At 71.6% G+C, this 14332-nt stretch carries 13 protein-coding genes; 4 read left to right on the plus strand and 9 right to left on the minus strand.

The annotated features are described in order from the left end of the window. Positions 1 to 35: 35 nt before the first annotated feature. From BLQ49_RS10245 to BLQ49_RS10255, 3 genes are all read right to left on the minus strand, one after another. The gene (locus BLQ49_RS10245; protein WP_091715546.1) at positions 36 to 1046 is read right to left on the minus strand and encodes a CYTH domain-containing protein; all 1011 of its coding nucleotides are present in this window, start codon (positions 1044 to 1046) and stop codon (positions 36 to 38) included. A 320-nt stretch (positions 1047 to 1366) separates the two neighbouring features. Further along, entirely contained in the window at positions 1367 to 1777 is a 411-nt protein-coding gene (gene msrB / locus BLQ49_RS10250) for a peptide-methionine (R)-S-oxide reductase MsrB (protein ID WP_091715548.1), read from the minus strand. Positions 1778 to 1845: 68 nt separating this feature from the next. Then, positions 1846 to 3039, minus strand: coding sequence for a YihY/virulence factor BrkB family protein (locus BLQ49_RS10255; RefSeq protein ID WP_091715550.1), 1194 nt, complete (start codon positions 3037 to 3039; stop codon positions 1846 to 1848). 128 nt (positions 3040 to 3167) lie between these two features. Between BLQ49_RS10255 and BLQ49_RS10260 the strand changes: the two genes are divergently transcribed. Together BLQ49_RS10260 and BLQ49_RS10265 are read left to right on the plus strand one after the other, a co-directional pair. After that, positions 3168 to 4241, plus strand: a complete 1074-nt coding sequence (locus tag BLQ49_RS10260; RefSeq protein WP_091715551.1) for an apurinic/apyrimidinic endonuclease family protein — start codon at positions 3168 to 3170, stop codon at positions 4239 to 4241. Positions 4242 to 4286: 45 nt separating this feature from the next. After that, a complete protein-coding gene (locus BLQ49_RS10265) occupies positions 4287 to 4838 on the plus strand; it encodes an RBBP9/YdeN family alpha/beta hydrolase (RefSeq protein WP_091715553.1) in 552 nt (183 codons plus the stop codon). A 140-nt stretch (positions 4839 to 4978) separates the two neighbouring features. Here BLQ49_RS10265 and BLQ49_RS10270 read toward each other — a convergent pair whose 3' ends face one another. Next, positions 4979 to 5911, minus strand: coding sequence for an AraC family transcriptional regulator (locus BLQ49_RS10270; RefSeq protein ID WP_425283986.1), 933 nt, complete (start codon positions 5909 to 5911; stop codon positions 4979 to 4981). Between the two features lie 134 nt (positions 5912 to 6045). On the opposite strand from BLQ49_RS10270, the gene BLQ49_RS10275 reads away from it, so the two are divergent. Beyond that, positions 6046 to 7008 (plus strand): oxidoreductase, encoded by a 963-nt coding sequence (locus BLQ49_RS10275; RefSeq protein WP_091715556.1) that lies wholly within the window; start codon positions 6046 to 6048, stop codon positions 7006 to 7008. Positions 7009 to 7144: 136 nt separating this feature from the next. Then, on the plus strand, positions 7145 to 7372 hold the full coding sequence (locus BLQ49_RS10280; RefSeq protein WP_091715558.1) for a hypothetical protein: 228 nt from the start codon (positions 7145 to 7147) through the stop codon (positions 7370 to 7372). Between the two features lie 3 nt (positions 7373 to 7375). Here the strand turns inward: BLQ49_RS10280 and BLQ49_RS10285 are convergent, their stop codons facing one another. From BLQ49_RS10285 to BLQ49_RS10305, 5 genes are all read right to left on the minus strand, one after another. Next, positions 7376 to 8401 (minus strand): YcjF family protein, encoded by a 1026-nt coding sequence (locus BLQ49_RS10285; RefSeq protein ID WP_091715560.1) that lies wholly within the window; start codon positions 8399 to 8401, stop codon positions 7376 to 7378. 31 nt (positions 8402 to 8432) lie between these two features. Next, positions 8433 to 9878, minus strand: coding sequence for a YcjX family GTP-binding protein (locus BLQ49_RS10290; RefSeq protein ID WP_091715561.1), 1446 nt, complete (start codon positions 9876 to 9878; stop codon positions 8433 to 8435). A gap of 72 nt (positions 9879 to 9950) precedes the next feature. Next, complete coding sequence (locus tag BLQ49_RS10295) at positions 9951 to 11060, minus strand: hypothetical protein (RefSeq protein WP_091715563.1); 1110 nt, start codon at positions 11058 to 11060, stop codon at positions 9951 to 9953. A 289-nt stretch (positions 11061 to 11349) separates the two neighbouring features. Further along, on the minus strand, positions 11350 to 12138 hold the full coding sequence (gene hisN, locus BLQ49_RS10300) for a histidinol-phosphatase (RefSeq protein WP_091715565.1): 789 nt from the start codon (positions 12136 to 12138) through the stop codon (positions 11350 to 11352). 107 nt (positions 12139 to 12245) lie between these two features. After that, on the minus strand, positions 12246 to 14294 hold the full coding sequence (locus BLQ49_RS10305) for an AI-2E family transporter (protein WP_091715567.1): 2049 nt from the start codon (positions 14292 to 14294) through the stop codon (positions 12246 to 12248). Between the last annotated feature and the right edge of the window lie 38 nt (positions 14295 to 14332).

A 14332-nucleotide genomic window follows, 5' to 3' on the forward strand; every position in this document is an offset into this window, starting at 1 on the left:
GATATCGCTTCGTGCCGGCGCGGCTGGCCCGGATCTCAGGTCTGCTGCTGGCTCCGGCGGGGGCGCACGGTCCAGCGCTCGAACATCGAGCCCGGATCGGTCTCCTTCGCATCCTTGGCCTCGGCCCCATGCTCCGGCTGCTGGTGGATCGCCGCACCAAGCGCCTGCGATAGGCTCTCGATCACGTCGTCGATCCGGGTGTCGCCGTGCAGGGAATCCGCGGCGGCGGCCTGCGGCGCGGGGGCTTCGTGGTGGACGGGTTCCGGCGCCGGCGGCGGGGCCGGGGGGGCTTCCGGCTCGACATGGGCTTCGGGGGCCGGCTCGGGCGGAGCAACCGCGACCGGCGCAGCTTCGACAGGTTCCGGTGCCGGCTCCGGCGCGGGCGGCGGCGGGGCGACGGGCGCGGCCGGGACGGGGGCCGCCTGCGGGGCCGGAGGCGGCGTTACGATGCGCCGCATCGCGCCGAGCGCGCCCTCGTCGGACTCCGTGGACCGGGCGCTCGCGCCGTAGCGGCCGAAGCCGAAACGCGGCTCGATCAGGTCGAGCACCGCGTCCAAAGCCGCGTTGCTCAGGGGCACCTCCTCCTGGGCCGGCACGCCCTGGATCGCCAGGGATTGCCGCTCGAAGGCCGGCTCGCCGCTGACCTCGCGACCGAACCAGCTCGGCGTCTGGAAGCCTGCCGCGTCGCCGTCATTGTCGAAGGCGACGCTGATCAGGTCCAGGCTGCCCGGGGTGACGTAGCGGTCGATGGCGATCTCGCGCCCGCCGATCGTCAGCGTCGTGCGGTCATAGGCGGCCTTGCCGGGGCAGACGTCGAGCAGCGCGTCGCCGTGGGCGCGCGGCACGTCTGTGCGCTCCTCGACCGGGATGCCGTCGGGCCCCTTGTTGACCAGCACCAGCTGGCATTGCTGCCCATCGACCCGCACGAAGGAGGCCCGGCCGCCCTGCGGCGCGAAGTGCCCCTCGGTGATGCGGGCGCCGCCGCGCTCCTTGCGGATCAGGCGGACCAGGGATGGGGCGACCAGAAATCGGCGAACGGTGCTCATGGACTCAATACCCCTCCCGCTTGGTCGGCGGCGCGCCGATCCGGCGGACACCCTTCGGGTCGCAGGCCCGGACACGAGGATGCAAGTGGAACGGCCACGCACGGCGTATAAGCGGAACCGCAACGCCGTATTGGACCATACCCGACCGCTTCCGTCGCCGAACTCCAGGCAGCGACAACATGAGAGAATAAAGCGCTAAGCAAAACTGTGCCGAAATCAAGACCGATTGCGGGCCAGGACACGGTTGCGGCCCGTCCTGTCCCCGCTATCCCGCCTTTGCGCTCAACGTTCGCAACCCAGGTTAAAGGAGAGCCCTAACCTCAACCGGCCGGCTCGAAATTCATCGCGGCGCCGTTCATGCAGTAGCGCAGGCCGGTGGGGGCGGGGCCGTCGTCGAAGACGTGACCGAGATGGCCCTGGCAGCGGGCGCAATGCACCTCGGTGCGGACCATCCAGTGGCTGCGGTCCACCGTGGTTGCCACCGCCCCGTCGATCGGCTCGAAGAAGCTCGGCCAGCCGGTGCCGGACTCGAACTTGGTGCCCTGCTCGAACAAAGGCTGGCCGCAGCCCGCGCAGGTGAAGGTGCCGGGGCGCTTCTCGGCAAGCAGGCAGCTCGTGCCGGCCCGCTCGGTACCGTGCTCGCGCAGGACCCGGTACTGCTCCGGGGTGAGGGTTTCGCGCCACTCGGCGTCGCTGCGGGCGTCGGGGCTGGTGGTCGGCGTATCCGCCATGGTGATCTCCCTTGTCGCAGCACCATATAGGCGTGCGCCGGGGTATTCGGCAGTCCTGCCGCTGACAGTCAGGCTGCCGCACCCACCGTGTCGGCCATCCGCGCCTTCCGGTGCCCGATCGGCAGGGGCGCCCCCGTGGTGGTGTCGCGCCCGGTCTGATGTTCCAATTCGGCGTTGATCTCGCCGCCGAGCAGCACGATCGTCGACGAGATCCAGATCCAGGTCATGAAGCCGATCACCGCGCCGAGCGAGCCGTAGGTCTCATTGTAGGTGCCGAAATTGGCGACGTACCAGGAGAACAGCAGCGAGGCGACGAGCCAGAGCAGCCCCGCCACGACGCTGCCGACCCCGACCCAGCGCCAGCGGGCATGCTCCCGGCTCGGCCCGAACCGGTAGAGCACCGAGAGGCCGCCGAGCAGCACAATCAGGATCGCCGGCCAGCGCAGGGCCGCGAGCAACCACGCGGTCGATCCGAGCCCTAAGAAGTTCAGCATCACCGGCACCACGACGATGACGTTGAGCGCGATGATGATGAATAGCAGCGCCCCGATCGTGAAGGTCAGCGAGCGGAGGTTGAGCCAGAAGAAGTTGCGCTTCTCGTCCTCCTCGTAGACCACGTTCAGGGCATCGAACATCGCCTTCATGGCGGCGTTGGCGCTCCAGATCGACAAGAGCAAGCTGGAGAAGAACGTGACGCTCAAGGAGCCGCTGCCCTTGGCGGCGATGCGCTTGACCTGATCGCCGATCAGCTCGACGGCCCCGGAGGGCAGCACCGCGTGGAGCTGCGCGAGGTGGTCGTTGATCACGGTCACGTCCGCGAACAGGCCGTAGCAGGTCACCAAAGCGGCGATGGCCGGGAACAGCGACAGCAGGGTGTAGAAGGTCACGCCCGCGGCGACGGCCAGGACACGGTCCTTGTTGAACTCCAGGTAGACCCGGACCGCGATGTCCTTCCAGCCGGCCCGCGTCATCTCGGTGGGGGCGTCGGCGGTGCGGCCGCGCTCGGGCTGGGTCGCCACGGTGAGCTGCGCCGCGCGGCCGGTGATCGAGCGCGCCCCGGGGGCCACGTGCCGGCGCGGATCCTTGTCCCCCGGACCTGTCCTGCCGGGCTCGGGGTCGGCCAGCGGGCCAGGGGTCGGACGAGGCGCCGGCTCACCTCGCCGGGCCGCGGCCAGGGTGACCAGTGCCGAGCCGAGCATCAGGATCCACAGGATCGAGCCTGTTTCAGACTGTCCGGTCGAACGCGAGGGCGGCGGAGTCATGGGTCGGGGGCGGCCGTGCGCGCGGAACTGCCGCGCTCACGGGGGCAAACGTCGGCGCGCAGCCCCCGTTCCGCCAATCTTCGCCCTTTGGGCCGGCACGCGAACGCTTTCCGCGCGTTGTGCGTCTTATGGTCGATCAGCCCCGCCTCGGTTTCTGCTGCAAGTTCATCCTGGACGAGCCCCCCGGTACGCACGCCACCCTCAAGGCGGAGCGCGAGGCGACGCTCCACATGAACCTGACCAGCGTGACGATGGCCCATCTCGCCAAGCTGGACCCCGCTTCCCGGCGGGCGAAGCTGTCCGGCCTCGTGGCGCACAACCTCGACGCGCTCGCCCGTCAGATCGCCTGGGTCGGCGCCCGCCCGCCCCTGGAGCGCCTGCTGCGCATGGCGAGCAACGTCCTGCCGGGCTACACCCACCCGATCGCGCAGCCGATCTACGCCGAGCCCGAGATGGCGGCCCTAGTCGAGCGCGGCCTCGCGGAGGCCGGCGCCCTGGCGCGCCGTCTCGGGGTGCGGCTGAGCTTCCATCCCGGCCCGTTCTGCCTGCTGGCGAGCCGGAACCCGGCGGCCATCGCCAACGGCCTGTCGGAACTCGACTACCACGCCGAGATCTTCGATCGGATGGGCTACGGCGGCGGCTGGCACCCGCACGGTGCCCATATCAACATCCATGTCGGCGCGGGCGACCCCGGCGTCGCGGGATTTCGCGAGACCCTGCCCAGGGCGAGCCAGGTGGCGCGCGACCTCATCACGGTGGAGAACGACGAGAACGTGTTCGGCCTCGACGCCGTGCTGCAACTCGCCGACATCGTGCCGGTCGTCCTCGATCTGCACCATCACTGGGTCCAGAGCGGCGGCGAGTACCTCGAACCCGACGAGCCCCGCATCGCCCGCGTGAAGGAATCCTGGCGTGGAGTCCGGCCGATCGCCCATATCAGCGTGTCCCGCGAGGCGGTGATCCCGGATTCCGATCCGGAGGCGCTGCCGGACTTTCCTGCCCTGCGCGAGGCCGGCCATGCCGTCCGGGACCTCGCCGCCCATTCCGACCTGATGTGGAACCGGGCGGTGAACGACCTCGTGGCCCGCCACCTGGTCTGGGCGGATTTCGAGATCGAGGCCAAGGCGAAGAACCGGGCCTCGATGCAGATCGCCGCCTACATCACCGAGCTGGAACGGGCCGCCCCGATCGCCGCCGAATGAGGCCCGGTCTCGACGGCTCGTGCGGACCGCATTAGGCAATCCGGCATGAAGACCGCCGATTGCGACATCCTCATCGTCCCGGGCCTCGGGGGCTCAGAGGAGGACCATTGGCAGGCTCGCTGGGCGGGCCGGCTCGCCACAGCGCGCGTGGTCGCGCAGGACGATTGGCACGCGCCGACGCCGGAGGCCTGGTGCGGGCGGATCGCCGAGGCGGTCACGGCCGCGACCCGGCCGGTGATCCTGATCGCCCACAGCCTCGGGGTGGTGGCGAGCGTCGAGGCAGTGCCGCTTCTCCCCGCGGGCGTGGTGCGCGGCGCCCTGCTGGTCTCCCTCCCCGACGTGGAGGAAAGCCCCGACGTGCCCGCGGCGGCGCGCGCCTTTGCGCCGGTGCCCCGGGACCCCCTGCCCTTCCCGTCGCTGCTCGTCGCCAGCCGGACTGACCCGTACTGCCGCTACGATCGGGCCGATGATTTCGCCCATGCCTGGGGCTCGCTGACGGTCGACGCGGGCGAGTCCGGCCACATCAACGTGGCGAGCGGGCACGGGCCGTGGCCTGAGGGGCTGATGCGGCTCGCGGGGTTTTTGAAGGGTTTGTGAGGGGGCGCGCAGCCCGCTTCGCACGGTCATCGCGAGGGCAGCGAAGCGACCCGGGGCGGCGGGTCGCTTCCGGACGTGGCGCTACCCTGGATTGCTTCGCTCCGCTCGCAAGGACGGCGGTCCACTGCGGTGGCGCGACCTCACTCGGATCGCATCGTTGCGCGGTTTGAGCCGGACATCCGGTAGTGCAGCGGCGACTGGCCGAAGACCCGCCGGAAGGCCGTGCTGAAGGCGGCCTCCGATTCGTAACCTACCCCATGCGCGATCGCGGCGACGCTCGCCTGCGTGCGCCGCAGGCGGTCGGCGGCCAGATGCAGGCGCCAGCGTCGCAGGTATTCGAACGGCGTCAGGCCGACCGTCTCGTGGAAGCGCTCGGCGAACACTGTCCTCGACAGGCCGGCCCGCGCCGCCAGCGCGTCGAGCCGCCACCGGCGCTGCGGCTCGGCATGGAGAGCCTCCAGGGCGCGTGCGAGGCGCGGGTCGGCGAGCGCCCTCAGCCAGCCGGCATGGCGCGCCTGATCCGAGGCCAGCCACAGCCGCAGCACCTGAAGCAGCATGATCTGCGCGAGGTGATCGGCCATCAGCGCGCCGCCCAGCGGTTGCCGGTTCAGCTCGCCGGCCAATTGCTCCAGGGACCAGCGCAGTACTGACGCTTGGTTCGACGCATCCTGGACATGGACGATCGCCGGCAGGGCATCGAACAGCAGGCCCGCCTGATCACTGTCGAAGTGGAAGCGGCCGCCGATCAGGAAGAAATCGCCGCCGCCATTGCAGGTCGCGATGCCGTCCACGGCCCGGTCGTAGATCGCCTCCGATGGGATCGGTAGCAGGCCGCGATCCGTCGCAAGGCGGAACGGCTTTCCCCGGGTCAGCAGGAAGCAATCCCCCGCGCGCAGCGGGTGCGGCTCGGCCTCGCCGTCGACCGACACCCAACACGCACCCTGTAGCACGGCGTTGAACTTGATGCCGTCATGACCGGGGAATTGCAGGGCCCAGGCGCCGCCCGCCTTCAGACCCGCGCTCACCGCCCGTCTCGGCCTCAGCAGCGACAGCACGTCCGACAAGGGATCTATCGGGAGGTCCATCGGGTCGCAATCGGACGCGCGGAAAAGGATAGCGGATCCTAAAGCATGGTCTGCTCTGCCGCCACAGCGCATCGTTTCCGGCGTCGAAGGCAATCCGGCCTTCTCGTCTCAGGAGCCGCAGCGTGCAGGACCCACAAAGACCACTCGGTACCGGATATGGCCCGCAGACGAAGGCCTCGGATGTTCTGAAGGGCCTCGATCTGACTGGCCGATACTTCGTCGTCACAGGTGGGCATTCCGGGCTCGGCCTCGCGGCGACCCGGGCGCTCGCGGCGGCCGGGGCCGATATCCTGGTCGCCGCCCGCCAGCCCGAGGCCGCGATGGCGGCGACGCGGGGCATCGACCGTGTCGCGGTCGCCGCCCTCGACCTCTCGGACCTCGCCGCCGTGGAGCGCTGTGCCGACCGTCTCCTGGCGGCCGGTCGGCCCATCGACGGACTCATCAACAATGCCGGCCTCATGGCCTGCCCGGAGACGCGGGTCGGACCGGGCTGGGAGGCGCAATTTGCCACCAACCATCTCGGGCATTTCGCCTTGACCCTCCGCCTTTGGCCGCTGCTGGCGCGGGGTGCGCGCGTGGTCTGCGTCTCCTCGGCCGGGCACCACATCGCGGGGATCGACTGGGACGATGTGCAGAGCCTGAGCGGCTACGACAAATGGCGCGCCTACGGCCAGTCCAAGACGGCGAACATCCTGTTCGCGGTTCACCTCGACCGCCTCGGACGCGAGAGCGGCATCCGCGCCTTCGCCCTCCATCCGGGCAAGATCTTCACGCCGCTGCAACGCCATCTCAGCCAAGCCGAGATGATCGCACAGGGCTGGCTCGACCCCGAGGGCCGGCCCGCCGATCCAACGTTCAAGACACCCGAGCAGGGGGCGGCCACCCAGGTCTGGGCCGCGACCGCGCCGCAGCTCGACGGGCTCGGGGGCGTCTACTGCGAGGATTGCGACATCGCGGTCCGCGCCGAGACAGCCGATCGACCATTCGTCGGCGTGAAAGCCTACGCCACCGATCCCGACTCGGCCGCGCGGCTCTGGGCGTTGTCGGCCGAACTCACGGGAGTTGATCTGTCGGGCGTTGGGTAGGGCATTGCCCGGAAAGACGGCGTCCGGCCTTCGGGACGGCGTTTCGAGCCGGACGCGTTAACGCGCCGTTTACCACCGCCCCGTTCATTGGGGCCGCGGGCGGTCCTTCGGCCCGAGGCCGCCCCGGGAGAGAATCGTGACGCGCAAAGAGCTTCTGGAACGACTCGAGGCGGTCCAGACCGCGCTCGGGCCGCGGGCGCAGGCGAACTTCAACAGCTCGCTGTTCAACGACGTGGCGCTGCTCAAGCGCATCGAGGCCTTCGAGGCGAAGGTCGGCGAGGCCGAGAAGCCCAAGGTCGCCGACTATACCGGCAACATGTTCTCCCGCATCGCCAACCGCCGGGCTGCGGCGGGCGCCAAGTAGCCCTTATTTCGATTCGGCTTCGGCCGCGCGCAGCAGCTCCCCGGCGACGTCGGCGAGCCGCGGCGGCGCTTCCCGCACGAAGGGGAGCGGGCGGCAGACGTTGAGGGCCGCAAGCCCGAACCGGGCGGTCATCAGCCCGTTGAGCACCCCCTCGCCCAGCTTGGCGGAAATCCGGGCCGCGATCCCGAGACCCAGCACCTGCTGCATCACGCTCTCGCCGACCGCCATGCCGCCGGTGATCGTGAGATGCGCGACCGCCGCCCGTGCCAGCCGCAGGAAGCCGAGGAAACCCGGTCGCCCGCCGTAGATCGCGGCGATCCGGCGCAGGAGCCGCACGGCGGCGAAGACCACGAAGGCCACGTCCACGATCGCCCGCGGGCTGAGCGCCGTCACCGCCGAGACCTGCTTGGCCGACGCCGCGATGGCGTTGCGCGCCTGCCGGTCGAGACCGGACAGCAATTCGTGCTCGGCCAGCCCGATCCGGTCGTCCACGTCGAGGATCGCGTCGGCGGCGGCATCGATCCGGGCGCGGCCGGCCGAGAGGGTGTCGCGGTCGGCGTAGAAGGCTGAGAGCGCCTGCACCACCGCCTGCGCGCCGGTGTGATCGCGCGTGCTCAGGGCATCGACGGCCGATTGGCGCAGGCGCTCGATCTTGCGCTCGCGCCGCAGGCCGGCAAGCTCCCGCACGACGATCGCCAGCAGCGCCAGCGCGGCGAGGCCGAGCAGGGCGAGCGCCACCCATCCGAGCCAGGGTGCGGCCTGGAACAGGTCGGCGATCATCCGCTCGACCGAGAGCCCGATCCCGAGCGAGACGAGGCCGCCCACCGCCGACAGGAACAGCGCCCCCCAGGGCGAGCGGCGCTTGGGCGCCACCGGCACCGCGACGCCGTCGGCGGCATCCACGATCTCGAAGGGTTCCTCGACGATCCGGGTCTGCGGCCCGGGGGAGAGGGGCGTGGTGGTGACGCTCGCGTTCGCGGGCGGCTCCGGGGTGATCCGGAAGGCGCGGGGTTTCTGGCCCGAGGTCATGGAAGAGGGCTCCGCAGACTCACAGACATCGTCACGCCAGCTTGTCCCCGATCAGGAACTGCATCGCCCGGTCCAGCCGGATCTGCGGCAGGTGCCCAGGCCGGCCGAGGCCGTCGGGGCGGACCAGCGGCGGCCGGAAGCGCGGGAAACGCAGGGAGCCCGGTTCCACCGCCCCCTCCAGCACGGCTTCGGCTCGGGCGGGCAGTTCGCCCGGGAAGATCGCGGCCTCGCTCTTGCCGTCAAAGACCTCGTCGCCCACCACCTCGCCGGCCTCCGGCGTGCCGGCGACCGCCCGCAGGGTCTCGGCGCCGTCGTGGACGGTGGTCTCGCGGGTCGCCCGCACGGAGGCCAGGGCCACGGTGCCGACCCGGGCACCCGCGGCTTCCGTCCGCCGCATGGCGCGCGACACGAGGAGGCGCAGCAGCGCATCGAGCCGGTCGTGGCTGGTCTGGTGGAGGTGGTCGGCCTTGGTGGCGGCGAACAGCACCCGGTCGGCCCGGGGCGCGAACAGCCGCGACAGCACCGTATTGCGGCCGATATTGAGGCTGAGCAGCACCGCGTCCAGCGCCTCCTCCAGCTCCGCCAGGGCGGTCGGCCCGGCATCGACCGCCGAGAGCACGTCGACCAGCACGATCTGCCGGTCGACCCGCTGGAAATGGTCGCGGAAGAACGGGGTCACGACCTTGCTCTTGTAGGCCTCGAACCGCCGCTCCATCAGCCCGGCGAGGCTGTTGGGGTCGATCGTCTCACTCAGGCGGTCGAGGGGCGCGAAGGTCAGCGCCGGCGAGCCCGCGAGATCGCCGGGCATCAGGAACCGCCCCGGCGGCGTGGTCGCCACTGATTCCGGCCCGGCCCGCAGGCCGGCGAGGTAGGTCTTGAAGGCGTCGCTCGCCCGCTCGGCCGCGATCTCGTCGAGGGGGCCGTTCGGGTCAAAGCCCTTCAGCGCCTCGAGCCAGGGGGCCGCCACCGCGGCGCGGCCCGGCCGCCGGGTGCCGTTGATCGTGGCCCGCGACCACGCGGTGTAGCTCGTCTCGATCAACGCGAGGTCGAGGAGCCACTCGCCGGGATAATCGACCACGTCGAGCATCAGGGTCGCCGGCCCGGTGCGCCAGCCGGCGGCGCGCTCGTAGGCGATCTCCAGGCGGAACTGGCTGATCCGGTCGGTGGAGCGCGGCCAGCGCCGGGCCTCGGTCAGGGTGCCGAAATGCTCCTCGAAGGGGAAGCGCGGCACGTCGTCGTCGGGCTGCGGCACCAGCTTGGCGCGGCGCAGGCGGCCCTCCTGCGCGGGCGCGAAGGCCGGCAGGGCGTGCGTCTCCACGAGGTGGTGGATCAGCGCCGTCGTGAACACGGTCTTGCCCGAGCGCGCGAGCCCGGTGACCCCGAGCCGGAGGGTCGGCTGGATCAACAGGTCGTGCGAGGCTTCGGCGAAGGCTTTGACGGCCGAGCCGGCGCGCGCGGCAAGGTCGGTCAGGGGCACGGGCGGGCTCGTCGTGAGGGGAACAGGCGGGGCACAGGTGGCGCGACTCGCGTCGAACCGCAAGGCTTGTCGTTACGGCGGCGTGCCTCCGGCGGCCGGCGTGAGCGGGCGCAGCCGGGCGATCGCCCCGGCGACGAGGTCGGGGCCGGCCCGCAGCGTGCCGAGTTCCACCGCCGACATGGCCAGCATCACCGGCGCGAGATTGGCCCGTGGGGCGCCGTCCGGCCCGAACAGGTCGAGGTCGTCGCCGGGCTTCAGGCCGACGCTCCCACTGATCCGGGCGGCATAGGCCTGGATCCGGGTCTCGTCGCCGGTGCAGAGCGGAGCCGGCAGGCGCAGGTCGAGGACTGGCAGGCCGGCCGCGATGGCGGGCAGGAGCGCGGATTCGGCGACCAACCGGTCGGCGCTCGGCACCCGGCCATCCGTTTTGCGGTCGAGGAGTGCCGCCGGATCGGCGACGGTCCGGGCCGGGCGCGCGGAGGGCGTGATGTCGGACGCGATTGAGGGAATGGGCCGGAGGGCCGCGACGTGCGGAATGGTCGGGCGTCGGGCGGGCCGGCCGGCCATCCGGGCCAGCGGCGACCAGGGCTGTACCCGCAGGGCGGTCCGGCCCCGGGGCGCCCCGCCGGGGCGATGCTTGGCGAGGAAGCGGGCGCGCAGCGTCCCGCCGAGGCCCCGGGGCGCCAGGGCCGCCGAAACCGCGGGTGTCTTTCCGCCCCGGCTCGCGGACGCGACCCGGCACTCGGCCGGCGCCCAGCGGCGCACGATGGCGAGCGCCGTATGCCGGTTATAGTCGCGGTAGTAGCGCCGCAGCAGGCTCGCCGCGGCGTCGGCCCCGTCATCGAGGGTGGCGAAGGCGGTGTGACCTTCGGCATCGGCGCCGATCTCGCCGGGCCAGCGGGCCGACTTGATGCACCAGCCATTGTTCAGCCGCACGCAGCGGGCGACGTAGGGCGGATCCTCCGCCAGCGAGGCCGTGAGGGCGAGCGCGCGCGGCGTGAGTTGCGCGCCGGTCTGGGCGTGCCAGTTCGACACCGAGCGGGTGGCGGAGTCGAAGCGCGGGGCTGGTTCGGCGGGGGTGGTGGCTGCCGGTGTGGTCGGCGCGGCGCGCAGGAGGGCCTCCGCGCGCTCTGTGGTGATAGGCATCAGGCTTGTGAGCAGAACGAGGGCGTTCAACAGCACGCGGATCGGCCCTGAAGGCTTTTGGTAGGCGCGCCGCCCTCCCTCCCCCCTCTGCGGGGGAGGGTGGCCCCCGAAGGGGGTCGGGAGAGGGGAGCGACGGCGCAGACCGAGCCTCTGCCCTTCATGAAGGTCGCGCCCTTTCCTGAACCCGGGTTCCCCTCTCCCGACCCCTGCTGAGGCAGGGGCCACCCTCCCCCGCAAAGGGGGGAGGGACGGCGCGTGCCGTCTGCCGATGCGTTCAATCCTCCCGCCGCCTTGCCAGTATGCGGATGGTTTTGCCGCCCTGCCCTCACGGGTTCAGCACCTTGAGCGCCGCCGCGTGCAGCCGCGGGTCGCCCGCCGCCACGACGCGCCCGCCGCCGGCCGCCGACCCGCCGTCCCAGGCGGTGACCCGGCCCCCGGCCCCCTCGATGATCGGGATCAACGCCACGATGTCGTAGGGCTTCAGACCCGCCTCCACCACGAGGTCGATCTGCCCCGCCGCCAGCATGCAATAGGCGTAGCAATCGGCGCCGTAGCGGGACATCCGCACCTGTCCCTCCAGGGTCCGGAAGCGCTCGGCTTCTTCCCCGGCCGCGAACAGGCGCGGGTCTGTGGTGGCCAGGATCGCCTGGCCGAGATCGGCACACCGGCGGGTCAGCAGGGTGCGCTCGCCCGCGGGGCCGCGCAGGCGGGCGTTCTTCCCGTCGCCGGTGAAGCGCTCGCCGAGATAGGGCTGGTGCATCAGCCCGCGTACCGGAACGCCGTTGCGGGTCAGCCCGATCAGGGTCCCCCAGGTCGGCAGGCCCCCGATGAAGGCCCGGGTCCCGTCGATCGGGTCGAGGACCCAGACGCATTCGGCGTCGGTCCGCTCCGAGCCGAATTCTTCCCCCAGGATGCCGTGGCCCGGGAAGGTCTGGCCGATCATCTTCCGCAGCACGACCTCGGCGGCCCGGTCGGCCTCGGTCACCGGATCGAACGGCGCGCCGCCGCGGGCCTTGTCGTCCAAGCCGAACTGCGCCCGGAAGAACGGCAGGATCGCCTTCCCGGACGCATCCGCGAGATCGTCCAGGAACCGCCCGAGTTCGACGACGCTCATCGGTTCTGTCCCCTGTTCCGGCCCCGGCCCGATCGGTCGCCGGGCCGGTGCGAGACGAAACCGGCGTGGGGCCCCGGCCGTCAAGTCCCCCCGCCGCTTCGCCCCGCTCATGCCTCGGCCGGCGCCGACAGGCGCGCCGTGCCCGCGCCCCTGTCGGGGACAGGCTTCGATCCGGTCTCGTCCGGCGCGGCAGGGTCTTGCTGGGCGGCGGCCAGTACCGCCTCGACGGCCTCGCGCAGGGAGCCGACCTGCGCCTCGGCCTGGGTCGCCCGCTCGGTCCCGCGGCCGGCACGCCCGGCCGCCTCGCCCTGGGCGAGCCAGAGCCCGAGCAGGATCGGCACATCGGGCATCCGGTCCTTGAGGCGCCGGATCAGCCGGCGCAGATGCGTCGGCTCGCCGTCGAGCGCCAGGGATATCACGCAGGCCATCCGCGCCGCGCCCGGCCCGAACCGTGTGATTCGTGCCGAGGATGCCTCCGCGAACGGTACCGTACGGACGCCGAGGCCGCGCTTCTCCAGGATCTGGGCCAGGATGGCGGCGGCGGCCTCGTCGAGGAAGCCGCGCCCGGAGATGCACAGGACTGCGCCCGGGCGGGTCCACGCCCTCGACAGGGCATCCGGCGCCGGTCCCATCGGCATCGGGCTGCAGGCGCCCGCCTCGCCCTCCCCGCCGGCTTCGGTCACGGCGTCGCCCCGGTCGGAGAGGTCGGCGATCAGCTCGCCGAGCGCCGTGCGCATCGCCCCCTTCTGGCGCGCGGTCAGGACCCCGCGGGCGCCATCGCGGGCGGCGAGTTCCAGCGCCTTGAGCACGACCTCGTTGTAGTAGGACGAGAGCGAGCATTGCTGCAGGATCAGCTCGGCATGGCCCAGCACCTCCTCCGAATCGCCCGCCAGGATCCGCTGGTAGAAGTTCTGCACGGGGGTCAGGGCGGGCCGGTCGCCGAACAGCACGTCGAGGAATTCGAGGTGCTCCACGTGGCGGCCGAGCACCACGAGGCAGACGGTGAGCGGCGTCGAGAGCAGGAGGCCGACGGGCCCCCAGAGCCAGGTCCAGAACAGGGCCGAGACCAGCACCGCGAACGGGGAAAGTCCGGTCGACTGGCCGTAGAAGATCGGCTCGAACACCTGGCCGGTGAGCGGCTCCAGGATGATGAACAGGATCGCCACGGCGATCATCATGTTCCAGCCGGGATCGACCGCGGCTGCGAGCGCCATCGGCAGGATCGCCGACACGACGGCCCCGAGATAGGGCACGAACCGCATCAGGGCCGAAAAGATCGCCCAGAGCACCGGGTTCGGCACGCCGATCACGTAGAGCCCGATGCCGACCACGATTCCGAAGGCGGCGTTGAGGGCGAGCTGGACCACGAAGTAGCGGCTCAGCCGCTTGGCCGCGTCGTCCATCGCCACGGTGGTGCGGTGCAGGTCGCTCGAACCCGCGAGCCGGATCATGCGGTCGCGGAGGTCCTCCCGCTGCATCAGCACGAACAGCAGCACCACGAAGACGATGCCCACGGTGGCGAGCGGGTGCATCACCGGCGCCAGCACGGTGGACAGCATCTCCAGCGCCCCCGGCGGGGTCGAGGCCACCTCGACGACCAGGGGCTTCTGCGGCGGCGCAGCCTGTTCCGGCCCCGGTTGCGGAGAGGCGGCCTGCTTCTCGGCGCCGGCCGCCTCCTTGCCGGCTTCCTTGCCGCCGTTGTGGAGTGCCCGGCCGATATTGGCCACGTACGCGGTGACGTGCCCGACGGGGGAGTCGCGCAGGCCTTCGATCTTGCGCTCGATCGTGGCCCGGTAGCGCGGGACGTCGCCCGCGAGGTCGGCCGCCTGGATGCCGATCAGGGTGGCCATCGCCCCCACGATGCCGAGCGTCAGCAGGACGCTCACGCCCACCGCCACCAGCCGCGGCAGGCGCAGCCGCCGCAGGCGGTTGATCAGCGGCGTCAGCACGAAGGACAGGAGCAGCGCGATCGCGATCGGGATAAAGATCTCGCGGCCGAAATACAGGGCCGCGATGATGGTGGCACCCACCACCACCGGCGAGGCCATGGCGGCCCGCGGCGTCTCGGCCGCGGTCACGCGCGCCGAGCGCGGCGGGTTCAACGCGGTCCCGCGCCGCGCCGTCGTTTCAACCCCGACCGGGGTGTCGCTACCCATACGCTGATCCGCGTCCCGAACGCCACGCGCGGGCAGCC

The sequence above is a fragment of the Methylobacterium phyllostachyos genome (genome assembly GCF_900103445.1).
Lineage (GTDB): Bacteria > Pseudomonadota > Alphaproteobacteria > Rhizobiales > Beijerinckiaceae > Methylobacterium > Methylobacterium phyllostachyos.

Coding starts and splice junctions, on each gene's coding strand:
- BLQ49_RS10285 (WP_091715560.1), bottom strand. CDS start 8,401: ATGACCTCGGGCCAGAAACCCCGCGCCTTCCGGATCACCCCGGAGCCG.
- BLQ49_RS10305 (WP_091715567.1), bottom strand. CDS start 14,294: ATGGGTAGCGACACCCCGGTCGGGGTTGAAACGACGGCGCGGCGCGGG.
- BLQ49_RS10265 (WP_091715553.1), top strand. CDS start 4,287: ATGAAGACCGCCGATTGCGACATCCTCATCGTCCCGGGCCTCGGGGGC.
- msrB (WP_091715548.1), bottom strand. CDS start 1,777: ATGGCGGATACGCCGACCACCAGCCCCGACGCCCGCAGCGACGCCGAG.
- BLQ49_RS10255 (WP_091715550.1), bottom strand. CDS start 3,039: ATGACTCCGCCGCCCTCGCGTTCGACCGGACAGTCTGAAACAGGCTCG.
- BLQ49_RS10245 (WP_091715546.1), bottom strand. CDS start 1,046: ATGAGCACCGTTCGCCGATTTCTGGTCGCCCCATCCCTGGTCCGCCTG.
- BLQ49_RS10260 (WP_091715551.1), top strand. CDS start 3,168: ATGGTCGATCAGCCCCGCCTCGGTTTCTGCTGCAAGTTCATCCTGGAC.
- hisN (WP_091715565.1), bottom strand. CDS start 12,138: ATGAGCGTCGTCGAACTCGGGCGGTTCCTGGACGATCTCGCGGATGCG.